Annotated in this window: 20 protein-coding genes; 7 read left to right on the top strand and 13 right to left on the bottom strand. The window is 49.1% G+C overall.

What is annotated here, in order from left to right; all coding sequences use genetic code 11:
* Nucleotides 1–10 precede the first annotated feature (10 nt).
* Together KNO96_RS08260 and KNO96_RS08255 are read left to right on the top strand one after the other, a co-directional pair.
* On the top strand, nucleotides 11–1144 hold the full coding sequence (locus KNO96_RS08260) for an ABC transporter permease (protein ID WP_214703324.1): 1134 nt from the start codon (nucleotides 11–13) through the stop codon (nucleotides 1142–1144).
* Nucleotides 1131–2231, top strand: a complete 1101-nt coding sequence (locus KNO96_RS08255; protein WP_214703323.1) for an ABC transporter permease — start codon at nucleotides 1131–1133, stop codon at nucleotides 2229–2231. Before KNO96_RS08260 ends, KNO96_RS08255 begins: the two co-directional genes overlap by 14 nt.
* A gap of 41 nt (nucleotides 2232–2272) precedes the next feature.
* Here the strand turns inward: KNO96_RS08255 and KNO96_RS08250 are convergent, their stop codons facing one another.
* Nucleotides 2273–4957, bottom strand: coding sequence for an HD domain-containing phosphohydrolase (locus KNO96_RS08250; RefSeq protein WP_353047586.1), 2685 nt, complete (start codon nucleotides 4955–4957; stop codon nucleotides 2273–2275).
* Between the two features lie 202 nt (nucleotides 4958–5159).
* Between KNO96_RS08250 and KNO96_RS08245 the strand changes: the two genes are divergently transcribed.
* The 4 genes from KNO96_RS08245 (at nucleotide 5160) to KNO96_RS08230 (ending at nucleotide 9501) form a co-directional block, all read left to right on the top strand.
* On the top strand, nucleotides 5160–5468 hold the full coding sequence (locus tag KNO96_RS08245; protein ID WP_214699754.1) for a PadR family transcriptional regulator: 309 nt from the start codon (nucleotides 5160–5162) through the stop codon (nucleotides 5466–5468).
* A 4-nt stretch (nucleotides 5469–5472) separates the two neighbouring features.
* Entirely contained in the window at nucleotides 5473–6657 is a 1185-nt protein-coding gene (gene chrA, locus KNO96_RS08240) for a chromate efflux transporter (protein ID WP_214703322.1), read from the top strand.
* 154 nt (nucleotides 6658–6811) lie between these two features.
* Nucleotides 6812–8647, top strand: a complete 1836-nt coding sequence (locus tag KNO96_RS08235) for an acyltransferase family protein (protein WP_214703321.1) — start codon at nucleotides 6812–6814, stop codon at nucleotides 8645–8647.
* Between the two features lie 113 nt (nucleotides 8648–8760).
* The gene (locus tag KNO96_RS08230; protein WP_152538875.1) at nucleotides 8761–9501 is read left to right on the top strand and encodes a zinc ribbon domain-containing protein; all 741 of its coding nucleotides are present in this window, start codon (nucleotides 8761–8763) and stop codon (nucleotides 9499–9501) included.
* A gap of 38 nt (nucleotides 9502–9539) precedes the next feature.
* Here KNO96_RS08230 and KNO96_RS08225 read toward each other — a convergent pair whose 3' ends face one another.
* The 4 genes from KNO96_RS08225 to KNO96_RS08210 all read right to left on the bottom strand — a co-directional run bounded on the left by KNO96_RS08225 (nucleotide 9540) and on the right by KNO96_RS08210 (nucleotide 13651).
* Nucleotides 9540–11237, bottom strand: a complete 1698-nt coding sequence (locus KNO96_RS08225; protein ID WP_214703320.1) for a zinc ribbon domain-containing protein — start codon at nucleotides 11235–11237, stop codon at nucleotides 9540–9542.
* Complete coding sequence (locus tag KNO96_RS08220) at nucleotides 11234–11659, bottom strand: zinc ribbon domain-containing protein (protein WP_026825294.1); 426 nt, start codon at nucleotides 11657–11659, stop codon at nucleotides 11234–11236. Before KNO96_RS08220 ends, KNO96_RS08225 begins: the two co-directional genes overlap by 4 nt.
* Nucleotides 11660–11670: 11 nt before the next feature.
* Nucleotides 11671–13038 carry a TcaA 3rd/4th domain-containing protein gene (locus KNO96_RS08215; RefSeq protein ID WP_214703319.1) on the bottom strand — a complete coding sequence of 456 codons (1368 nt, stop codon included), beginning with the start codon at nucleotides 13036–13038 and terminating at the stop codon, nucleotides 11671–11673.
* A 118-nt stretch (nucleotides 13039–13156) separates the two neighbouring features.
* Nucleotides 13157–13651 (bottom strand): YdcF family protein, encoded by a 495-nt coding sequence (locus KNO96_RS08210; protein WP_026825292.1) that lies wholly within the window; start codon nucleotides 13649–13651, stop codon nucleotides 13157–13159.
* Nucleotides 13652–13835: 184 nt separating this feature from the next.
* On the opposite strand from KNO96_RS08210, the gene KNO96_RS08205 reads away from it, so the two are divergent.
* The gene (locus KNO96_RS08205) at nucleotides 13836–14129 is read left to right on the top strand and encodes a hypothetical protein (RefSeq protein WP_026825291.1); all 294 of its coding nucleotides are present in this window, start codon (nucleotides 13836–13838) and stop codon (nucleotides 14127–14129) included.
* Between the two features lie 37 nt (nucleotides 14130–14166).
* Here KNO96_RS08205 and KNO96_RS08200 read toward each other — a convergent pair whose 3' ends face one another.
* The 8 genes from KNO96_RS08200 to KNO96_RS08165 form a co-directional block, all read right to left on the bottom strand.
* Nucleotides 14167–15480, bottom strand: coding sequence for a glycosyltransferase (locus KNO96_RS08200; RefSeq protein WP_214703318.1), 1314 nt, complete (start codon nucleotides 15478–15480; stop codon nucleotides 14167–14169).
* Nucleotides 15481–15514: 34 nt separating this feature from the next.
* Nucleotides 15515–16735 carry a DHHW family protein gene (locus KNO96_RS08195; RefSeq protein WP_214703317.1) on the bottom strand — a complete coding sequence of 407 codons (1221 nt, stop codon included), beginning with the start codon at nucleotides 16733–16735 and terminating at the stop codon, nucleotides 15515–15517.
* A gap of 12 nt (nucleotides 16736–16747) precedes the next feature.
* Nucleotides 16748–18178 (bottom strand): MBOAT family O-acyltransferase, encoded by a 1431-nt coding sequence (locus KNO96_RS08190; RefSeq protein WP_214703316.1) that lies wholly within the window; start codon nucleotides 18176–18178, stop codon nucleotides 16748–16750.
* Between the two features lie 37 nt (nucleotides 18179–18215).
* The gene (locus KNO96_RS08185; RefSeq protein ID WP_214703315.1) at nucleotides 18216–18692 is read right to left on the bottom strand and encodes a hypothetical protein; all 477 of its coding nucleotides are present in this window, start codon (nucleotides 18690–18692) and stop codon (nucleotides 18216–18218) included.
* Between the two features lie 81 nt (nucleotides 18693–18773).
* Nucleotides 18774–19874, bottom strand: a complete 1101-nt coding sequence (gene wecB / locus KNO96_RS08180; RefSeq protein WP_012727108.1) for a non-hydrolyzing UDP-N-acetylglucosamine 2-epimerase — start codon at nucleotides 19872–19874, stop codon at nucleotides 18774–18776.
* A 49-nt stretch (nucleotides 19875–19923) separates the two neighbouring features.
* The gene (tagH, locus tag KNO96_RS08175) at nucleotides 19924–20811 is read right to left on the bottom strand and encodes a teichoic acids export ABC transporter ATP-binding subunit TagH (RefSeq protein ID WP_214703314.1); all 888 of its coding nucleotides are present in this window, start codon (nucleotides 20809–20811) and stop codon (nucleotides 19924–19926) included.
* Nucleotides 20812–20821: 10 nt separating this feature from the next.
* Complete coding sequence (locus tag KNO96_RS08170) at nucleotides 20822–21619, bottom strand: ABC transporter permease (RefSeq protein ID WP_251125101.1); 798 nt, start codon at nucleotides 21617–21619, stop codon at nucleotides 20822–20824.
* A gap of 15 nt (nucleotides 21620–21634) precedes the next feature.
* Nucleotides 21635–22924 carry a nucleotide sugar dehydrogenase gene (locus KNO96_RS08165; protein ID WP_214703312.1) on the bottom strand — a complete coding sequence of 430 codons (1290 nt, stop codon included), beginning with the start codon at nucleotides 22922–22924 and terminating at the stop codon, nucleotides 21635–21637.
* Nucleotides 22925–22938 lie beyond the last annotated feature (14 nt).

Here is a 22938-nt window from a genome sequence, read left to right as displayed (position 1 = left end):
AGGGCTTCTCATGTGGACTTTCATCAAATACGATGTGAAACAGCGACTAAGGGACCGCACCACGATCTTTTGGATGCTCATCTTCCCACTCATTCTCATCTTCGGCCTCGGGACGATGCTCTCGGCCGTCTTCAGTGACACGTTCAAATTGCCGGTCACGAATGTCGCCTACGTCGAATCGTCGACCGATCAGTACCGCGAGCCGCTCGAGAACTTTTTAAACGAAGAGGATATTCAGGCGTTCATCCGTCTCGTCCCATACGAAGACATCAAGTCTGCCGAACGTGGCGTGAACGACGGGGATGCAGATGTCATCTTACAGCTCGACAGGAGGGACATCACGCTCTTTTATGAAGAACCGACGACTGTTGAGTTCGACGTCTTAGATGCCATCCTCGGGCAATATACGGCAATTGCCAATCAACAGATTACGCTTGCAGAAGCAGGTGTATCGGCCCCGTACGAGAATGAAACGTGGCTTGATACGGAGAGTGTCGACTTAGCTGGACGCACCCCGACCTCGCTTGAATATTTCACCGTCACCATCTCCATCATGACGGCTCTATTCGGATCGTTCTATATCACGGCGATGGCACGAGAAGAACAGCCAAACACCGGAAGTTATTTACGCATTCAGGCGGCACCTGTCCGCACAGTTCAATATCGGCTCGCGCGGACGTTCAGCCGCTATGTCATCATTTTGCTACAACTCATCCTCCTGTTTTGGTTCAGTCATTTCGTCTATCGGACCTTTGATTTAGAAAACGTTCAATTCGGATATTTGATCCTCTCCTGGTTTGGGTTGACCGCATACGGGGTCACCATTGGATTTGTCATCGTCAACCTTCCGAAGTTGAGCACGACGACGAAAGATGCGATCGTCAACGGCTTCGTCGCCATCATCATGATCTTATCAGGCGGCTACGTCCCCGGCTTTGATCAGGTGACGCTGAACTATGCACCGTGGACCGCTTATGTGTTCATGCCGATCTTTATGCGGGACGGGATGCTGCCCGTACTACTTCGCGAAGGTGACATGAGTATGTACTGGCAGAGCCTCGGACTGCTCGGAATTCATTTACTCGTCTTGATTGCGGTCAGCTATATTCTCTCGAAAGGGGTGAAACGTCATGGTGCTCATTAGACACGTAGCCAAACGAATGCTAAGGAAGAAAGGACTATGGGTATTCACATTCGTGTCAATGTTCGGTTTCGCACTCATCTTGTCCTTTGTCGGGGGAACGTCAAGCCTGAACGCATCCATCGGTGTCGTCGACCAAGACGGCGGAATCCTTGCCGAGCGTCTGATCGAGGAAGCCGAACGGTTCGGTCGAGTCACCTTGCTTGAAACGAATGAAGAGGACGTTCTGTTAGAGGGGGAAGACATCGTCCTCCTCATCCCTGAGAACTTTACAGAACGTGCCTTCGCTGGCGATATGCCCCGGCTTTCCTTCTCCGCGATTGCCGGGAGTGACGCATCTTTGATTGAACAGGCTTTGAACGGTCACTTGTCGCGCGAACGTCAACTGCTTGAAGCGAGTGAGTATGATGAAACCACGTTCGAACAACTTGCGTCACAAGAAACGACGAACGGCTACACACTCTCGAATGAACCATTCCAAGACAGTGTCGCCACGACCGCCCGTACCCAAGCCTTTTTCGGTCTGTTGTCATTCATCATGATGTCAACATTTCTCCAATTCATCCCGATGTTTGTCGCAGACGACCGGGACGAGAAGATTTATGCGCGTTTGTTCGCTACACCTGTGACACCTCGGGGCTATTTCGCATCCCTTCTCCTCGCCTTTTATCTCGTCGGCTTCGTCTATGTGATGCTGTTGATTGGTGTGAGTCTCGCCCTATATGGCCAGGACGTATGGACGCATCTCCCGACCATATTCGCATTGTTCGCATCCTATCTGCTCGTCTGTCTGGCGTTCGGTGGTCTCATCGCTGTATTTGCGACGAATCGGGAGAAGGCGAATATCTTTCAAATCTCCGTCACGATGGCATCCGCCATCACCGGCGGGGCATTTATTAGCCTTTTGTGGCTACCGGATTCATTGAAGCTGGTCGGTCGTTTCTTACCGACGTATTGGTTGAACAACGGCGTCATCACGATGTACGAGGGGCAGTTCCCCTTCCTCTCCATCCTCGTCATGATTGGTATGACCGGACTTGTTTTCCTGTTCACCATCCTTGTGTTGAAAAAACGACCACTCACCATCTAAAAAAGCGAGGTCTCCTATTCATCTGGAGACCTCGCTTTGCTTTATTGTTGGAGCGTCGGAACGACTTTTTCAAAGAAGACATCGACGAGTGAAGGGTCAAACTGCTTGCCCGCCTCTTCAAGGATGACAGCGAGCGCCTCATCAATCGTCTTCGCTTGCCGGTAAGGTCGGCCTGTCACCATCACATCGAATGTATCAGCGATGGAGATGATGCGGGAAGCGAGCGGGATTTCATATTCACTCAATCCTTTCGGGTACCCCTCCCCGTCCCATCGTTCATGGTGCGCCAAAACGATTTCAGACAAGGCGATGTATTCAGGTACTGTACTTAAAATGTTGTAACTGATCTCGGGATGACGTTTGATTTCATGCCACTCGGATTCGGTCAACGCACCTGATTTGTCCAAAATATCGTTGCTGATCGCCACTTTCCCGATGTCATGCAAAATGGCGGCCGTTCGAATCTCATTCACCTCGGCACTCGTGAACCCCATCGCCTCGGCGAGTTGTCCCGCTAAATTGGCGACACGTTGAGAATGTGCCTCCTCCCGTGGAATCTTCTCGTATAATGTTCGCATGATAATCTGAATGGAATGGTGGCGTCGACTCTGCTTTTCAGAAACCTTATGGTGGTACATCCGATCTTCTGCTAAGTTAAACACCTCGGTCAATTCGATACTCATATCGTGTTTGACCGCTTCACCGAATGAGGCGGAGATTGGTAACCCTTCCACAGTCTTGTCGAGGAAGAGACGATCGAGACGGTCCGACAGTTGTTTCGCCTCATCGAGCGTCGTATTTGGAGAGATGACGACAAATTCGTCACCACCTACACGTGCCACTTCATCTTTTGATCGCAGTTCATTACGTAAAATGTTCGCTGCTTCGACAAGTAACTGGTCGCCGACTAAGTGCCCAAACGCATCATTCGTGAGCTTTAACCCATTAATATCGATGACGATGAGGGAGAGTGGATAGTACTGCTCATCATCATAACGCTCCAACGCCTCTTCAAAGTAACGTCGGTTTTTGATACCCGTCAACTGATCGTGATAACTGAGGTATTCAATCTCTTTCTCGTATGTTTTCTTCTCCGTGACATCCCCGATATAGCCGTGCCACAACACATGCCCGTCTGCAATTTTCTCCGGCCGGGATGACCCTAAAATCCAAATCGACCGACCATCCTCGGTCAACACACGAAACTCTGCATCCCAGATTGTCAAATTACGGTAAGATTCATCGATTGATTGCATGACATTCGGATAATCATCCGGATGCATTCGTCGAAACACTAGACTCGCATCTGCCCGTACCGCATCTGCCGAAATCCCTATCATATCTTCAAATCCTTTGCTGAAAAACGGGAAGTTGAAACTACCATCAGGCAACAACTCGAACTGATAGATGGCACCCGGGACTTGATTGGATAGCTCCGTCAACAGACGATCTCGTTCGGCTAATTTTTCTTCTAACTGAACCCGATCCGTCACGTCTTTAGCGACCGCATAAATATAATCCCCTTGAAGTTTGCAGTGCCACTCAATGGAACGATACGTGTCATCAATCGTCCGGAAGCGATTGACAAAACGGAACAACTCTCCCCGTTCCTCCAGTTCCGCAAACGCAGCATCCGTGATGACGTCATCGTCCGGATGAATCAGACTAAGAAATTCGATGTTCTCCAACTCATCAAGCGAATATCCTAAAACTCGCTCCCATGAGTCATTTAAATGGAGTGCTTGTCGCGTATTGAATGCCATGATGCATTCCAAGTCGAGAGTGGCGAACCCATCGAACATCGACTTTTTCGTCTCACCCACTTGATGATCCGCTTTTACTAACTGTTCTAGGACATGGACGAGATACAATTCGACAAGTCCTAGGCGGTTCGCCACTTTTCCTTCTTGCATCACAATCGTCAAGTCACCATATAGAACTCCATCTTTTTCAATTTTGAATAGAACGACCTCTCCGAGCGAGAAAATCCGAAGCAAGTTTTTGACGAGGCGTTTTGGAAGCGCACCGTCAATCAACGGATCGATTCCATCAAATACAAGCGGATTTGGACGATTGAACAGTTCTCGCCGTTTCTCGGTCATCGGCCACTTCTTCCCGACCGGGTGGAAACCGAGTACATCGAGACTTCTCTCTAACATTTCATCCATACCCGATAAGGCGACCGTTGTGTACGACACTCCATCTTTCTCAATCAAATTGAGCGCGACCGCTTTCGCACCTGTGAAATCGCGAATCTGGTCGAGAAATTGTTGATTCATCAATAAATCACTACCAGTCGAGACGAACCGATGGGACACGTTCACAAGTTGCTTGAGCGCATTGTTTTCCTGGACGTGGGGCGTGATATCATGAAACATGACGGACACAAAGCCTTCACGTTCACTAAATACGGACATTTCGAACCATGATTTATTTCGTCGAGAGAAATGTTCAAACGTCACCGTTCCACCTTCGCTAACGACATGTGCCACTTGAATCATCCATTCACGTTCGCTATATTCAAAGTCTTTTAGGGCGCTAGACACTTTTTTTCCGATAAAGTGTTTCCGTTTTGCTTTCATAATCTTCTCAAAGGCAGGATTCACTTCAAAGAACTCATAGTCAGTCGGTTCCGAAGCATTGTCGTAAATCACTTTAAACTCGACATAGCCTTGGGGCATATGGCGCAACAATGTATCGTATGAAGAATGAATAGGTTTTGTCACGTCACTTCCTCCTCAGCAATTAAAATCTCTCCCTTAGTTTATCTCATTTGTGATACTTTCCCTATTTTTCACGAAGTCATTCCCAACTATCCATTTTTAATTTTTTGTAAACTGCACGTCGTTCCCTTGCCTCTCTCTAACACGTTTGATAGACTGATTTCGAAAACCGATATCGAATTTCGATAACAAGGAGTTGATACGTATGGAAGACCGCGTCCTACGGAAGTTATTTCTCGGATTCATCCATATCCATATTTTGCACCACGCCGCGGAACATCCCGTATACGGGGCATGGATGGTCGATGAACTACGCGAACATGGATATGAGATTAGTGCCGGTACGCTCTATCCGATTTTACACGGGATGGAGAAAGAGGGACTCTTGATTCGTGAAATTGAGACGGTCGATGGACACGTCCGCAAAAATTACATGACGACAGAAAAAGGGCTCTCCGTATTACAAGAAGCCCGTCAAAAAGCATACGAGTTATTCAAAGAAATCAAGGAGTGAAGATATGACGACACAACGTGTGACGTTCAAAACGATACTAGAAATTTTATTCGTTTCGACTCGGCTCGGCCTGACCTCGTTCGGTGGCCCGGTCGCCCACCTCGGTTATTTCCATGAGGAGTACGTAAGAAGACGGAAATGGATGGACGAGAAAGCATATGCCGACCTCGTCGCTTTGTGTCAATTTTTACCGGGACCGGCGAGTTCACAAGTCGGAATTGGAATTGGGATCGTCCGTGGGGGTATTTTAGGTGGAATCACCTCGTTCATCGGATTCACGACCCCGTCGGTCGTCGTCCTCATGCTGTTCGCCTTACTGTTGTCGGGACTAGACGTCTCCGATGCAGGATGGCTATACGGCTTGAAAATCGTCGCCGTCGCGATTGTCGCCCACGCCATCTTAGGAATGGCGAGCAAATTGACACCAGATACGAAGACACGGACAATCGCCTTTTTTGCCCTAGCCGGTGTTTTGCTTTGGCAGACGACATTCAGTCAGGTGCTGTTCATTCTCCTCGCGGCACTTGCAGGATTCCTTTTATTCAAGCCGGACCGTCTCGACGCAAAATCGAGTACGTTCCCGATCTCGAAACGACTCGGGGCCATTTTATTGTCGGTATTCGGAGCACTTCTCGTCATCTTGCCGATTTTACGGGAGACGTTCGAGAATCAGACCATCGCCTTGTTTGACAGTTTTTACCGGGCCGGAGCTCTCGTCTTCGGTGGCGGTCACGTCGTCTTGCCATTACTCGAACGTGAACTTGTCCCAGCTGGCTTCCTCAGTGAAGAAGCCTTTCTAGCGGGATACGGTGCAGCTCAAGCCGTCCCTGGACCGCTCTTCACGTTCGCTTCTTATCTAGGAACGGTAATTAACGGCGTACCGGGTGGAATCCTCGCGACGTTCGCCATTTTCCTGCCGGCATTCTTGCTCATCCTTGGGGCACTCCCGTTCTGGGACGCGCTTCGTCACAACCCGAAAGTCGCCGGCGCCCTCATCGGGGTCAATGCGGCAGTAGTCGGAATCTTGATTGCGGCGTTTTACAGCCCGATTTTCACGAGTACCGTCAACGATACGATCGACTTCGTCTTTGCCGCCTTCTTGTTCGTGATGATTGCCTATTGGAAGTTACCACCGTGGGCTCTCGTGATTGCCGGGGTGCTTGGTGGAACGTTGATTAACATGATGTAGTGACAAAGGGACCTTGTGTCCCTTTTTTCAATGGATATGACGTTACTTGATTGTTAATCTTTTGAAACCATTCCCTCTCCCCCACTCGTTATACTGAAGAATGGATTCTAAAAAAAGGGAAATGTCCGCTTTAAACTAGAAAGGAAGTGGGGGCATGAAACCACTCAAACATACAACGTATATGCCTGGTCTCGACGGCTTGCGCACGTTCGCCGTTCTGGCTGTGATTTTATATCATTTAAATGTACCTTACATATCCGGGGGATTCCTCGGTGTCGATGTCTTCTTCGTCCTATCCGGTTATTTGATCACCGGTATCTTGATTCGTGAATGGACGAAGACCGGCACGATTGACTTAAAAAAGTTTTACATCGCACGTTTCCGCCGTCTGTTGCCGGCACTCATTTTGATGCTGTCGCTCGTGATGACGTATGTCACGCTCTTTGACCGTTCCTTACTCGATACCGTGCGACAAGATTCACTGGCCGCGCTCGCTTATGTGAATAACTGGTGGTATATCTTCCATGAAGTCTCGTACTTCGAGAGCTTCGGTAAGCCGTCACCGCTCCAAAATTTATGGTCTCTTTCAATAGAAGAACAGTTTTATGCGGTCTGGCCGTTACTATTACTCGTCGGCCTCACATTCCGAAAACGGTTGCTTCAACTGCTTGCCGCGCTTCTATTCGTCTCCGCTGCCTGGATGGCGTTCCGCTATGTACCGGACGCAGACCCGAGCCGCGTCTACTACGGGACAGACACACGGTTATTCGGTCTTCTCATGGGAGCCATTCTCGCATTCGGTTGGAGACCGGATACATTTAAAGAAGTGATTCCGAACATCGGACGGCACATTTTAAACGTAGTCGGTGCAATCTCATTGATCGCAATTATCGGGATCATCGTCAACGTAAACGCCTACGACACGTTCCTCTATTATGGTGGATTCTTACTTGTCGCGTTCTTATCCGCCCTTTTGATTGCCGCTGTCGCTCATCCGGCGACGATCTGGTCACGGTTATTTGGAAGCGCTTGGCTTCGTATCATCGGTACGCGGACGTATGGAATTTACTTATGGCACTATCCGGTCATCATCTTGTCCACACCACTGGAGCGACTCGGAACGTTTTCGCCACTACTCGCGGCTGGGCAAATCGCACTCACACTCTTGATTGCCGAATTATCGTACCGCTTCATCGAAACACCGATTCGCCGGAATGGATTCATCGCTTCGTTCCGTCAACTCGTATCGACACCGACGCATCCGAGTGCTCGCTTCGCTGCCACAGCCTGTTCGACCGCGCTCTCGCTTGTCCTCGTCGGAAATCTGACTATTTTGGCGTTCTCTGAATCAAAACCGGCTCAAGATGAGATTCCGGTCGTGAAAGTGCCGATGCCAAAAGACGAGACCCCGGACGTTCCAAAAGAACCGGAATCCGAAGACGCGAAAGAAGTACCGTCAGAAGATGAACCAACAGAAGAGAACAAGCCGTCACCTGAAGCACCAGACGAACGGACATGTCCACCGGCCCTCGCGATTGGCGACTCGGTCATGCTCGGGTTGAACGAATATTTGGCAGATGCCTTCCCGAACATGAAAATCGACGCTGAAATCGGACGACAAGTTCGAGATGCGATTCCGCTCGCGTCCGAGTATCAATCGTATAACGCCCCTGGTCATGTTGTGTTCCTTCACCTCGGGACGAACGGCGCGTTCAAAATGGAGCAGCTCGACACACTGCTCAAGCAGTTCGAGCGAGCAGATGAAATCTATTTGATCAACACACGCGTCCCTCGTCCATGGGAGAGCGAGGTCAACGAAAAACTTGCCCGGGCAAGTGAACTTCATGATAATGTTGCCCTCATCGATTGGCATCAGAAGTCAATCGGAAAAGAAGCTTATTTCGAAAGTGACGGGGTCCACTTGAATATTAAAGGGGCCGAGGCGTTCGGTCACGTGCTGAACGAAAAAATCGGCTGTCAATCCAACTAGGCTCTTGCGGGTGCAAGGGCCTAGTTTTTGATTGACTCAAATACATAATCTCTCGTTTCAGAACCATCGTAAAAGAGGTAAAATAATACTAAAAAATGGAAAGAGTGATTTGAATGAATAAATGTACAGCATGCGGTGCGACGCTAAAACGGGGACAATCTCACTGTTCGCAATGCGGAACAAAAATAGAGGCCGCAACATCCGGCCGCCCTTCTCTTTGGAAATGGGGAATACCAATCGCACTAGTCGTATTGATTGGAGTCGGTGTGTGGATCTGGTCGGAGTGGAATGAGCCTCTCACGTCGAAGGAAGCAACAACGGCTAAAGACGTACAACAATCATTTTCCGCTTCGACGGAGGAAGAAGAGTCCGAAGCGGCACCTGAAGTCGAGGAAGAAGCCTCCTTACCGGATACGGATACAGAAACCGGCGTGTTTTATGACCCTATTTCTTATGGAGATGTCGACCTATTCATGTATTCTTTTATTGATGCATTCACAAGTGCGACCTATTCAAAAGACACATCCGAAGTAGAATCATTTCTTGCTGAGGGGTCGACGTTCCAAGCACAAACACTCGATTACTTGAACAACACGCTCTTCGCCAAAGGAATCGAGGAGGACCAACTAAATACGGAGGTCATCTCGATCAAAGTAAACGGAGAGAACCGCGACTCCATCGAAGATGATGAAACTGCGACGGTCACCACCAATGAAGAGTATCGCATCATCAAAGATGACTCTAGTGTGAGAGCGACGTTTGAAACGACGTATGCGGTCCGATATGAGGACGGGAAAATGAAGATTGTGAAAAACCTAGGTTCCAAAGAGTTATCCCGTGAAGAAGAGTACTAAAAACAAGCACGGACATGAAACTGTCCGTGCTTGTTTTTTTAATTAATGTTCAGTTTTTTCATTCCCCAACCGAGGAGTGCTCCAATCGTGATTAAGACGAGCGCGATGAACGTTCCCGCGATACTCAATCCGTCCGTGGCAACACCAAGAATCGGGATGTCGCTCAATTCAACGAACATGCCGTTATTCAAGAACCACTGCCAGACAATAAAACCAATTATAGCCGGAGCGATGAACCAGATCCCCGATTTCCAAGAATGGATATGCCCCTTCGCAAACATGGCATAAATCACAATGTTCAAGACTAACAAAATCAGTAACCACGAAAAGACACCTTCTTGGTACAATGCATCATAGCGTGCGTCATCATTTGCGAGTTCTGCCTCATACATCTCTGTCAACGTGCCAAAAATCATTGGTGAGACAGTCAACATATCAGCAGATTTACCAATTGAATTCACCGGTCCCTCATCGTTTGAAAACGATTGCCACAAGACGTCTTCTACCCCACCAAATCCTTCGCTTACCGTCTCAATCGAATTCGTGATTTTTTGTGGGGCCGTATCCCCAAACAGAGACATCCCAATTTCATAGGAACCTAATGGGGACTGGAGCATTAAAGACTGTTCTCCCCCATGCCCGATCGTTTGCCAGTTCATGCTCGCGGCTTGTCCGGTCAAATACAACATTTCTTCACTATCGACAAACTCAAGACGCTCACCTTCGTCAATTTTACTAAGCTGGAATCCAAAGTAACCGATTCCGACAAATGTGGATACGAGCGTGACCGTTAACAAACCACGAACGCCTTGTTGTGCAATCTTCCACTCTCCCTGAAACGGCATCGTAATCAAATAGGCCAATCCAAGTGTGAAGAGAAGCATCAAAAATGTTGAACTAATCGTTTTAAACCACGCCACCTCGAATAGCGGCGGATGAAAAGCAAATGCATAAACCAACCCATATCCGACGAGCACCGTCACAATGAATCCCGCCATCCGACTGAGCACATCGCTCATGGTCGATGTATGTCGAATCAAGAAAAACACAATGGTAATCATGAGGAATATTCCGCCATACATCATAAAATAGTTCCCGAACTGGGCATCCACAGATCCTTCGATTCTCAAGAAATCTCCGATGCCTGCACCGAGACTTGCGATAAATTGATTCACTTGTTCTGTCGTGACAGACCAATACACTTTCGCCCCGATGAGAAAAGCGAGGAACATCGTCGCATTAAATGAAGAGATGTTAATCTCGAGTTCATCCGCAAGCGATGGAATGGTCTCTGCCGGTAGCATCGCGACCAAACTTCCTGCAATCAACAGGAGAATGAGTAAAAATCCAATACCAAAGAGTGACCCACGGACAACATCCGTCTGATTCATACGTAACGAGCGGAACGATTCGGTTGAAAATGAAAGTTTCGTTACGCCGTCTCGTTTTCCGGCCACTCTTCTCAACTGCGACATCACTTGTGTTCCGGTCGCGGCGACTGTGCGAAGTGACTCCTCCACACGATTGACACTCGTCGCTGGTTCTAATGCCGTTTGCCCGCAGGCATGACAATACAGTTCATGTGATGCTCGGGCAGTGCCGCAACTCGTGCAAAATTGACCGGTTGATACATCGAAACGATAGGTCGTATCCGTTACTTCCAGTTGGACACCATCCCGCTCACAATATTGATTGTGGTCTTCATTCGCATGACCACATTGGTGACAGTACCTCATGCGGTCACCTCCATCTTCCCTCCACAGCATGCACAGTACGAGGCATCAAGTGGTTGTGGGGAACCGCAGGCATTACATGCTTGTTTCGGACGGACATCCGGTTGAGGGACCGGCGTGCCACACGATCCACAGAATTTCGCGTCCTTTTCAAGCGGAGCATCACACGATGTGCATCGGTGTGGTTTTAGTGCTTCCTGCATGTCTCGGATGCGACGACTTGCCTCGTAGATGAGCACGTCCTGTTCCATAATCTGAGCTACTTCTTCCGCACGTCCTTGCTGCATCAACTGACGATACTGCTGTTGCCCGAGCTCAAGAAGCAATTGCCCCCGAGCCTTCTTTGATTTTTCCATGCGCGCCTGTAAGTCCTTAATACTCTCCGCAGCATCTAATAGTGCTGACTGTTGTTGCCACATCGTCATGTCCATCTCTCCTATTCTAAGTATGTCGCTTCCACGATATGATATGTCCCGTCGTCAAACGGCTCGGTAATGACATAGCGAAATCTCGATTTGACCAAGCGTTGCGGCGCATCCTCTTCGCCATCCGTCATGAATTGACTGTTGATGCCAACGACCGCTTCCGTTTCAATCGCCATTTTCTTATTCCACTTTGTGAGCTTCGTTTTTTGGTTGATGACTTCGACTCCATCGAATGAGCCGTACCATTCTTGGTTTTCCGCCTGCATGATGTCGTATGTTTTTCTTTGTTTGGCCAAGTATGTTTCATCCGTCACAACCGTCAATGCACTCAAGTCCTCGTAATACATGAAATTCACCCACTCCTCGGCGTGGCGAGTAATGATATTCTCGGTGAAGGCAATCGTGTCTGCATCGACTTTCGGTTCAAATTTGACCGGTTTGCCACCAGGTTTGGCAAGTACTTGTTTAGACTCGACCATCCCCCATGGCATCTCAATGTACGTGCTCAAAGAAACCCCTTGTTTCGGCACCGGTCCGTACGTCTTCCATTCTCCGACCGTCTTACCTGAGTCTTCTCCATTCACAAACAACGGTGCATCATTGTACGTTTGGTCTAATTCGACACTAAGTCCTTTGAACGCGACCATGAACGGCTCGTCTTGGTTCGATGATTCAAGACTGTTGAATGCTTTAACTGCTTGATCCTCACCATATTGCCCATCGTATTTCACAGATACTTCGACCATTCCAGGAAAAGCATCACGAATAACGACTTGATCTCCTTCAGACTCCAGTTTTTCTTTCCCATACGGGTCTGGTAAAGAGACCGTGATGGCATCAAAGTTACTCGATACATACATCGTCTGAGGAATCAACTCAAGACCATATCGCTTGAACACTCCATACGTTTTGCCAATCTCCCGTAAACGAAGCGGAAGACCCTCATTCGATGCTCCGATGGAACGACTGGCACGATCTAGATAACCCACTGTCGCTTCTGTCAATTCGGCTTGGCTCAACCCTGTCAATAGGGCCGCCGCCTGTGCCTCCGTCACTTTTCCTTCTTTCAATCGCAATAATGGGGCGAGGGCTTTTGCATCTTCACTCGTGACAGCGGTGCGAATCTGTTCGATTTGTTTTTCTGGGGTATACATGAATTGATAAAATCCAAAATACGTCGCACCTGCGATCAATAGCAAAGATAATGCCGTTACCATTAACCCTTTTCCGACTCGTTTTTTGGAAGGTGGTACGTTCGATTCAACGGGTGATGTCGGTTTCGTTGCTTCCATTGAAGCAACTGGTTCCACTTTCGTGCCGCAATTTGGGCAGAACTGTTGTGTGGCACTCAATTCTTTTGAACAATTAGGACAGTCCATAACTCACCTCTCTATAGCATAATAAGAATTATTTTACCATATTTTATATAAATATTTCGGTTCTTATTTACAATAAAAGTAAATGAAAAAAGAGTGGAATCATCCACCCTTTCCTCGTTCATGTTCGATTGAATACATAACGACCAAGTAACTTCACATACGCCAGTCCTTCACGGATTATATATCTCCCTTTTGCCAGTGGCGGAGTCGGTGCATAGAGTGCATCGCTCTCGAGCTGGAAATAGAGCTTGGCAATGAGACGAGCACGTGGGACATGAAAATCATTCGTCACGATCGTCACGCCCGCTTCTCCCTCCCAAAATGGACGAGTGTGCTCAAAGTTCTCAACTGTCGAAGTGGATGTGGTTTCGATACAGATCCTAGCCGGGTCAACCCCTTTTGCTATCAGTTCCCGTTCGATTACGAGCGCCTCTGCCATCCCTTCGTCCGGTCCTTGTCCACCTGTCGCTATCAATTCCACGTGGGGATGTGCCTTCGCATACGCAGCGGCCACGTCAATCCGATGTTGGAGGGCTCGGGACGGTCTTGTCCCATTCACTTTCGCACCTAGAATGATGACGAACCGATATGTCCCTATCGCGTTCTTTCTCATGTTGTCACCTCTTACTTAAGCATTCTCTTCTAACCATACTCAAAGACAGACTCGAATGCACGAATCCGCCCTTTTACAAATTAAAGTAATTATTTTGTCATTAATATGAAATTATCATTTCAAATAACCAAAAATTGTTTTATGATGAGAGAGGTAAGACTTCTTGAGGGAGGACTGGTGACCCATGACAGATTCAGATAAATGGTTATCCACCCGCTTCTCGTATACACGCGATGCACGACTGTTTGCAGAGATTGAAGTCATCGAGCTCGACCCGTCTCACTATAAGTTCGTGATTCATCCGATGCCGCTTGGCGCTGGAGAATCGCCTTACATGCGACAAGGTCCCCTCGATTCAGGTCATCTCCCCTCTGCATTTGCCGACGTGAGCAGTGTCTATACGAGACAGCTTGATTGCTTACGTGCCGCGACACGTCTTGTCTCTTCGATTGGACCGGCTCGCTTCACGACCCATTAACTAAAATAGCGGAGCCACTTGCTGGCTCCGCTATTTTTTATTTACTCTCATCTGACCATCGTTGAAGTTTTATTCGTAGCCTGTTGATTTCAGAAGACTGTTCCTCGTTCGTCGACCGAAGTTGTTCAAGCTTTTGCTTGGTCGCCTCCAATTCATCACGCATCGCTTCAAGTCGTTGCTCCCGATCTGTCAACTTCCATGTACAGATCCGATTCGAGCGACGAGCATGAAGTTGATCGTAACGAATGAATGGATAGCACTCGATTAGATCCATCTCTGACGTGCCCTCTTTCACCACTTGCTCGAGCACATCGAGAAGACGTTGTTGCGACTGTTCATCCCGGAAATGTTCATCGACGAGCGCGGACGAGAACCGAGCAAGCTCCCGTCTCGTTGCCTCATCCATCAATTCGAGAATCGCATCCCCGATTTGTCCCGAGGTGTATCCGTCGTATTTCGTCCCGATACCGCCAAAGTTCGTGCTCGCGATATCTGTCCACGTCGAAGGCGTGACCAGACCTTGATAGCTTTTGCTCCCGACGGCAATGGTCGGTTTGCCGACCGCCATCCCTTCGAGCGCAGAACGCCCTGGGCCGATAACGAAATCGGCGCGATGCATCGCATCAGGGAGGTCGCTTTGGTCTAACCAACCGAGCCATTTGATTGTCTGGTCAGTCCCTTCAAGCGCTTCCTCATAGCGAGATGCATACTTTTCTCGTTGCGTCCCGTCTCCGACGATGAGCCAGTCGATTGGTAAACGCTGAACTCGCTCGTCTTCCAACGCGTCAAGAAACACATCAAGGATAAACAATTTGTCGGCATCTATCCGCGAGGTGAATAAGCCCGTGACACGCTCTGACGAAGGACGCGCCTCCATCGGAATGAACGCGGCATCGACCCCGTTCGGAATGACGATGAGCTTCGATTCGACTGCCGGACAATGGTCGGTAAGATGGGTCGCGATTTGTGCCGAGACAGCGACCACACGTGTGACGCTAGAATGGTACTGCTCGATCTCATCCACATACATGCCATGAATGACGAGAACGAATGGGATGGCGTTCGCCTCTGCCACCGCGATACCGAGTTGACGCGAATCGAAGGGATGCGCATACACGACATCGAACGGTTGTGTCCGCACCTCATCAATCACACGTTTGATGTCCTCGTTGGAATAGTCTGTTCGGATGACCTGACCGCCGAGCGCCTCTATCTCTTCGGCAAAAGGACCTGGCTTACAGACGACGGTCACCTCATGCCCCTCTCGGATGAGCACTTTCACAGATGATAAGATGTGCCGATGAAGCCCACCCATCGCGGAGTGAAAGAATACTGGAAGTAATATGTTCACTACGAGCACCTGCCTTTTCTAAAGGTCGGTTCAATCATAGACCTTCTTGATACATCGAACCGAGCCCTGTGATTCGGTCGTTGTGTAAGAACAGTACTGCGTCGACATCGTTCTCTTCCGCATATTCCGCAATGCTGACATCGTAGTCATCAAAATAGCGGACATCGAGTGCCGATACCGTTCCGAACGACTCGCCGAGATAGCCGAGCATCGGGTTCGCATAAGAGTCTTTCAGTACGAGGAGATGATCGTCATTTTTCGGATTGTCCTGCGTGATTTTTGCAAGGGCATAGTTGTCACCCATGAACAAGTTGTAATAGTTCGTGAAGTCGTCTGTGTTTTTTAAGACGTCCTTGTCGAGGACACCGTGTCCACAGTCGTCACCGTTTTGACAGACCGTCGTCGTGAATCCATCTTTCGGTTCGAGATACGTGAACGCGTCCGCCGATTCGACGTACGGCATCGAGATTTCCCGGGCATGTGACCCATAGAACGTCCCGTCGACCGTCTTCAAGTCCATATCGTCAGCCGTCAACACAGGTGCGCCCGGGAACTGCTCGCTTAAGCGGTCCATGATTTGGCCGTATGCGAGGAATGCTCCTTCTGCTCGCCAATGGTGATCGGTTTTGAAATAGATGTCCTCGCCCGGTTTGTCACCGAGTGTATCCTCTAAATCGATGAGCGGGATGCCGTTCTCTTCGATCCGTTCGTGTAACTCGTCACGATTTTCCGCATCCGCCGACTCGATGTAAGCCGGGAAGATGTTTTGTCGTGTCGCATAGACCGGCTTACTTGGTGCCGAGGCGAAGTAAGATGGGATGCCGGCATCGTCCATCTCTTTTTTGAATACTTTAAAAAATACGCCGAGCGATGAATACTGACTTTCGTTCGCATCCGGACCATATAAGAAGCCATCGATGCTGATGACGCCGTTATTCATCTGTTGTTGCAGTACGTTACGTTGTACCCAAGCTTGCGTCTCAATCCACAAGTTTCGCTCAAACACCTGGTCGTTCGCCGAGGCTTCGAACTCTTCCATATACGACCCGTCTATAATGGTTTCGACAGAAGGTTCGGGGCGTTGTGCCAGCATTCGACCCTCGCTGTCAGAACGTTCCTGCTCCGTCCCGAACGCATAGACGGCGAGCCCATAAAAAAGGGTGCCAAGGAAGCCGAGCAAGAGAATACTGTTGACCACCCAAGAGATGCGCCGCCCTTTCGAACGGACTTGTTCGCTTTTGGTTTGTTGTTCCATCGTCAGCCCTCCTTAGAACCGGAAATAAATAAACGGGTTGAATGTGCTCGACACGACATACGAAATCGAAATGCCGAAGATGAGCAAAATATAGGCTGCTCGTGCAAGACCTGCGCTTGCGGCGAGGACCGGTCGATCTGAATCCACCTCGTGACGCAAGAAATGAGCGACTAGCATTTTCGGAAGCGGTGTCGCTGCGACAGTTGCCAACAGAAGGACCGTTCCGTATTGAACGAGATAGTAATAAGCCGTTTGGTCAAACACTTCGCCACCGTGTAAGCCGAACATGACTTGAAGATAGTCGATGGCGTACGTGAAGTTATCAGCTCGGAAGAAGACCCAACCGATGACGACGACGAACAACGTGAACGCATGAGCGAGCCACGCCGGCCATGCTGCGATCCATTTCCCAAGAAATGCCCGTTCGAACATGATGAAGACCCCATAGTAGAGACCCCAAGCGATGAATGTCCAACTCGCCCCGTGCCATACGCCCGTCAATAACCAGACAATCGTCAAGTTGCGATACGTCTTCCATGGTCCTTGGCGATTCCCGCCGAGTGGAATATACACATAGTCCCGGAACCAGCTTCCGAGCGAGATATGCCAACGACGCCAAAATTCAGACACCGATTTTGAAATGTACGGATAATTGAAGTTCTCAAGGAAATGGAACCCGAACATCCGTCCGAGACCGATGGCCATATCCGAATAACCTGAGAAATCAAAATAAATTTGGAGCGAGTAGGCGATGATTCCGATCCAGGCAAGTGTCGTCGACAGGTCCCCGGCCGATTGACTGAACACTTGGTCCGCCACATACCCACAACTGTTCGCCAAAATCATCTTCTTCCCTAAACCGATGACGAAACGTTGGATCCCAGAGACGAAGTCATCGACCGTCTCACGGCGATCCACGATTTCATCGGCGACCGTTTGATAACGAACGATCGGTCCGGCAATCAACTGCGGGAAGAACGATACATAGAGCGCCAAATCAAAAAAGTTCTTCTGTAAGCGTCCATCGTTCCGATATACGTCGATGACATAACTCATCGCTTGGAACGTGAAGAACGAGATTCCAAGCGGAAGTGGAATGTCCGGGTCATTCAGCGAGAAGCCGAATACCGAGTTGACGTTCTCGACGAAGAAGCTCGCATATTTGAAGACACCGAGCATCCCGAGGTTCCCGAGAAGCATGAGCGTCATCGTCCATTTGATTTTCTTCGCATCTTCACGATACTTGTCGACCATGAAGCCGAACGCATAGTTCATGACGATCGATGCGAGCATGATGAGGACGAATCGTGGTTCTCCCCATGCATAGAAGAATAAACTCGAAATGAGTAAGATTGTATTCTTCAGCCAGCGTGGTGATATGAAGTAAAGCAATAGTACGACCGGCAAGAAATAAAATAGAAATACCGTGGAACTAAATAACATACCGAATGGTCCCTTTCTCCCTTAAGACTTGCTACGTTCAGCGGAACGTTACATAGAGGTCATCGAATCGTACTGTGATCGGGTCAAGCGTCTCGACGATGTATTTGTACGACATCTTGAAATACTTGGCGCCGTCCATCTGTTTCACGACTTCTTCAATCGGATTCATCCCCGGATTCAATGTGAGTGAGAAACGCTTATTTGAAAGACGCTCCTCGTCAGAATACTGCATGACATACAATTCAAATCGAACAGCGCGATCGCCTTCGACATAAATCGAGGTCTTCACTTCCATCTCGTCCCCCTCATCCATCTTGGCATCTGCCAAAAAGATTTTTGACGGTGGAATCTCAAACTTCAAATCAAACAACTGGACGTAAATCGAGTCCGTTAACGCTTGTGGTAAAAATGTGACTTCTGTCTTGTATTCTTCTTCGCGCATCGACATATGGTTTTTATGCGGTCCGCGCGGATAGTAATGATAAATCGCTGGACGAATTCGCTTCGTTGACATACAAGCACCTCCGAATCATTAGAATGATGATATAGAAAAGAGTTGCTGTGCTGGGCACAAAACAACTCTATTCGCTTTCATTTAGTTGGCAAGGATAGCATCGACGATTCGACGTGACGCCTCACCATCACCGTACGGGTTCGATGCTTGTGACATCGCTTTGTATGCCGTTTCGTCAGACAAGAGCTCATCCGCGAGTGAGAAGATATTCTCTTCTTCAATCCCTGCGAGTTTGAGCGTTCCTGCCGCCACCCCTTCTGGACGTTCTGTCGTGTCACGAAGGACGAGGACAGGTACACCGAGAGATGGTGCTTCTTCTTGGACGCCACCTGAATCCGTTAAGATCAAGTGTGATGTCGCCGCATAGTTATGGAAGTCGAAGACGTCGAGCGGTTCGATCAAGTGGACGCGTTCGACATCGTGAAGAATCTCGTTCGCGAGTTCACGAACGACCGGGTTCATGTGAACCGGATACACGACTTCAATGTCATCATACTTCTCGATCAAGCGACGCACCGCACGGAACATGTTCCGCATCGGCTCACCCAAGTTCTCACGACGGTGTGCCGTCAACATGACGAGACGACGACCTTGTGAACGGATGCTGTCGAGCAATTCGCTCGCATAGTCGTCACGAACTGTCGTTTTGAGTGCGTCGATTGCCGTGTTTCCTGTGACGAAGATCATCTCTTCGTTCTTGCCTTCGCGAAGGAGGTTGTCACGCGACGTTTCCGTCGGTGCGAAATGAAGGTCAGCCATGACACCCGTCAATTGGCGGTTCATCTCTTCCGGGAATGGTGAATATTTGTTGTGTGTGCGCAGGCCAGCCTCAACGTGACCGACTGCGACTTGGTTGTAGAAGGCTGCGAGTGATGCCGCGAATGTCGTCGTCGTGTCCCCGTGGACTAAGACGATGTCTGGTTTCGTTTCAGCGATGACTTCGCCCATCCCTTTCAATACACGTGATGTGACATCGTAAAGCGTCTGCTTGTCTTTCATGATGTCGAGGTCGTAGTCCGGTTTGATTTCGAACAGCTCGAGCACTTGGTCAAGCATTTGACGGTGCTGTGCTGTCACGACAACAATCGGTTCTACCCCTTCACGTTTTTTCAACTCAAGTACGAGTGGCGCCATTTTGATGGCTTCTGGTCGCGTCCCAAAGACGGTCATGACTTTTTTCATAGGTCGTTTTGCACGGTCTGACTTCACCGTGCTTCCTCCTCCCAATTGCTCACACTTCGCTCGATACAGCGACCGACGAATGGCGTGTTTGTAGTTGTTCTTCTGTCAAAGGTGGCAAGATATACGTCTCCCCGAGCTCCGTCGCATCGACGACCGTCGTACGACGTTTGAGCTTGTCGGCTTTGAACGAATCCTGCTGTTCTTTTGACAAGTTGCGGAACCATTTCAAAAACTTGTTGTATTCCCCAACGACTTCATTGACCGGTCCGTACTCGCGCACTTCTCCGAACTCGAGCCAGAGGCCGAGCGTACAGAATTGGCGGACTTGTGAGACCGAGTGACTGATGAAGAAAATCGTCTTCCCTTGATCTTTAAACTCATTCATCTTGGCGAGGCACTTGTCGGTGAACGTTTGGTCCCCGACTGAGAGTGCCTCATCGATGACGAGAATGTCCGGGTCAACATTGATTGAGATGGCGAATCCAAGGCGGGACTTCATCCCACTCGAATACGTTTTGACCGGTTGACTGATAAAGTCACCGATATCGGCGAATTCAATGATGGCCGGTGTCAAATCGATAATCTCTTGTTTCGTCATCCCGAGCATCAACCCTTTGAGCTCGATGTTCTCGAGCCCCGTCAAGTTGCCGTTCAATCCTGAAGAAATGGCAATCAGCGCCGTCTTTCCATGAAGTTCGATTTTCCCGTGGGTCGGTGGCATCACATCAGCCAGCAAGTTCGACATCGTCGACTTGCCTGACCCGTTAATGCCGATGATCCCGACCACTTCTCCAGGAGGGACTTCAAACGTGACATTGCGAAGTGCGTAAAACTGTTTGCCACTTGCTTTACTGAAGAAAATTTCCTTCAGCTTGTCAGACGGTTTGTTATAAAGCGTATATCGTTTCGATACGTTTTCAAATTTAACCTGGTACATAAGGTCCTCCTCAAATGTAATCGATGAAGTGTCGACGGAAGCGCAAATGAATCATCGACCCGACGAAGAAGAGAACAAGGACGACGGCCCAATAGTAGAGACCGTAAGCCCAGTTATTCGCCAACCAGTCGGTTCCGAGGAACATCGACCGATATCCTTCGATTAAATAGTAGAGCGGGTTGATTTGTAGGATATTCGCAAGCTTCGCCGGCGGAATCCAAAAGATTGGTGTCAAATACATCAACATCCGCATCATCGACTGAAGAAGGTTTTGAATGTCACGCACAATCGTTGTGAGCGCAGACGTAATCAAGGCGAGAGAATAAAGAAGTGCGAGTGCACTGAACGCCAGGTAGATAAACCATAAAGAATGCAGCCCCATCGGGAATCCGAATGCCCACATCAAGATAAACGATACACCGACTAACGCCACGTGGCGATAGAAGAGTGCGAGCAAGACGTATGCCGGAATCGTCGAGATTGGGAAGCTCATTTTGGAGACCATGCCGATTTTCGAATAGACGGACCGGGCCGTCGAAGTGATGGCCGAGGCTACGAAGAACCAGACGACAATCCCTGCGACCAACCATGGCAGAAACGGCACGCCGTCAACCGGCCTGCCGCTCCGAATACCAAATCCAAATACGAACCAATATACTCCAATCTGCAATAACGGTGTCACGAACTCCCATAAAAATCCGAGGTACTGCATCGAGTTGTTGCTTCGCGTCTCATATGTCGCGAGACGGAAAATCAAATACAAGCTCGATTTTAGCTCTGAAAGAATAGCTTTCGCGGATTTAAACATGTTCATTCACCTGAATCAAAGAACGAGATTCGTTTCCTTTGTATATTTGTAGAGGTTGCCGTAGTTGACGACCGCTACGTCTTCACCGTTTGGTTTCACGATGTTACGTGTGTCGAAGATCATCGGACGACGCATTGATGCGTTGAGTTCTGCAAAGTCGAGGACTTTGAACTCATTGTGGTCAACGAGGACGAGGACGAGGTCCGCGTCTTTGAGTGCTTCTTCTTTTGAAACGAGCTCGAAACGGCTTGACGTTGATTTTTCAACGTGTGAATCGTGAACCGAAATGTTTACGCCACGGTCAAGCAAGATTTCAGCGATTTCAACCGCTGGGCTCTCACGCATGTCGTCGACGTTTCCTTTGTATGTCACACCAAAGACTGCGACTTTCGCGTCTTCGATTCCAGCTGTCAACTTCTGAACGTTGTCTGCGACGTAGTGTGGCATCGAGACGTTCGTCTCACGTGACAAGTTGATGATTTTCGCAAGATCCGGTGATTTCGCGACGATGAAGTACGGGTCGACCGCGAGGCAGTGTCCACCGACACCAGGACCTGGGCTGTGCAAGTTGACACGTGGGTGCTTGTTCGCCATCTCGATGACGTCAAGAACGTTGATGTCTAGGTCGTTACATACTTTCGCGAGTTCGTTCGCGAGTGCGATGTTGACGTCACGGAACGTGTTTTCCATGAGTTTTGACATTTCTGCCGTCTTCGCATCCGTTTTCACGATCTCACCTTCAACGAATGTACCGTAGACGCGTGCGCCTGCTTCTGCACATTCATTCGTGATCCCACCGACGATCCGGTTGTTGTGCACGAGCTCATCAAGGATTTGTCCAGGCAATACGCGCTCTGGGCAGTGTACGAGGAAGATGTCTTCACCGACAGTGAATCCAGCTTCTTCGACGAGTGGTTTGACGAAATCGTCCATCGTACGTGGCGCGATTGTCGATTCGACGATGATGACATTGCCTTTTTCAACGAATGGCAACACTTTACGTGTCGCATCCAAGACGTACGTCAAGTCACATGATTTGTGCTCGTCGTCGTTGTTCGGTGTTGGTACGGCGATGATGAAGGCATCAGCTTTCTCTGGTGAGAGTGATGCGCGGAATTTCCCTTTTGCCACGACGTCTGCGACCATTTCGCCGAGACCTGGCTCTTCAATGTGGATCTCTCCACGGTTCAATTTATCAACAACATGTTGTGAGATATCGACTCCGACGACGTCGACGCCATAGTTCGCAAAGACAGCCGATGTCGGTAATCCGATATATCCAAGACCTACTGTACATACTTTCATTGTGTGGTAACCTC

It is taken from the genome of Exiguobacterium sp. s89, from assembly GCF_018617735.1.
Lineage (GTDB): Bacteria > Bacillota > Bacilli > Exiguobacteriales > Exiguobacteriaceae > Exiguobacterium > Exiguobacterium marinum.
This window is presented reverse-complemented; position numbering and strand designations above follow the sequence as displayed.

Excerpts from the sequence above, each read along its gene's own strand:
- KNO96_RS08260 (WP_214703324.1), top strand. The coding sequence starts at position 11 with ATGTGGACTTTCATCAAATACGATGTGAAACAGCGACTAAGGGACCGC.
- KNO96_RS08255 (WP_214703323.1), top strand. The coding sequence starts at position 1,131 with ATGGTGCTCATTAGACACGTAGCCAAACGAATGCTAAGGAAGAAAGGA.
- KNO96_RS08245 (WP_214699754.1), top strand. The coding sequence starts at position 5,160 with ATGGAAGACCGCGTCCTACGGAAGTTATTTCTCGGATTCATCCATATC.
- chrA (WP_214703322.1), top strand. The coding sequence starts at position 5,473 with ATGACGACACAACGTGTGACGTTCAAAACGATACTAGAAATTTTATTC.
- KNO96_RS08235 (WP_214703321.1), top strand. The coding sequence starts at position 6,812 with ATGAAACCACTCAAACATACAACGTATATGCCTGGTCTCGACGGCTTG.
- KNO96_RS08230 (WP_152538875.1), top strand. The coding sequence starts at position 8,761 with ATGAATAAATGTACAGCATGCGGTGCGACGCTAAAACGGGGACAATCT.
- KNO96_RS08225 (WP_214703320.1), bottom strand. The coding sequence starts at position 11,237 with ATGAGGTACTGTCACCAATGTGGTCATGCGAATGAAGACCACAATCAA.
- KNO96_RS08220 (WP_026825294.1), bottom strand. The coding sequence starts at position 11,659 with ATGACGATGTGGCAACAACAGTCAGCACTATTAGATGCTGCGGAGAGT.
- KNO96_RS08215 (WP_214703319.1), bottom strand. The coding sequence starts at position 13,038 with ATGGACTGTCCTAATTGTTCAAAAGAATTGAGTGCCACACAACAGTTC.
- KNO96_RS08210 (WP_026825292.1), bottom strand. The coding sequence starts at position 13,651 with ATGAGAAAGAACGCGATAGGGACATATCGGTTCGTCATCATTCTAGGT.
- KNO96_RS08205 (WP_026825291.1), top strand. The coding sequence starts at position 13,836 with ATGACAGATTCAGATAAATGGTTATCCACCCGCTTCTCGTATACACGC.
- KNO96_RS08195 (WP_214703317.1), bottom strand. The coding sequence starts at position 16,735 with ATGGAACAACAAACCAAAAGCGAACAAGTCCGTTCGAAAGGGCGGCGC.
- KNO96_RS08190 (WP_214703316.1), bottom strand. The coding sequence starts at position 18,178 with ATGTTATTTAGTTCCACGGTATTTCTATTTTATTTCTTGCCGGTCGTA.
- KNO96_RS08185 (WP_214703315.1), bottom strand. The coding sequence starts at position 18,692 with ATGTCAACGAAGCGAATTCGTCCAGCGATTTATCATTACTATCCGCGC.
- wecB (WP_012727108.1), bottom strand. The coding sequence starts at position 19,874 with ATGAAAAAAGTCATGACCGTCTTTGGGACGCGACCAGAAGCCATCAAA.
- tagH (WP_214703314.1), bottom strand. The coding sequence starts at position 20,811 with ATGTACCAGGTTAAATTTGAAAACGTATCGAAACGATATACGCTTTAT.
- KNO96_RS08170 (WP_251125101.1), bottom strand. The coding sequence starts at position 21,619 with ATGTTTAAATCCGCGAAAGCTATTCTTTCAGAGCTAAAATCGAGCTTG.
- KNO96_RS08165 (WP_214703312.1), bottom strand. The coding sequence starts at position 22,924 with ATGAAAGTATGTACAGTAGGTCTTGGATATATCGGATTACCGACATCG.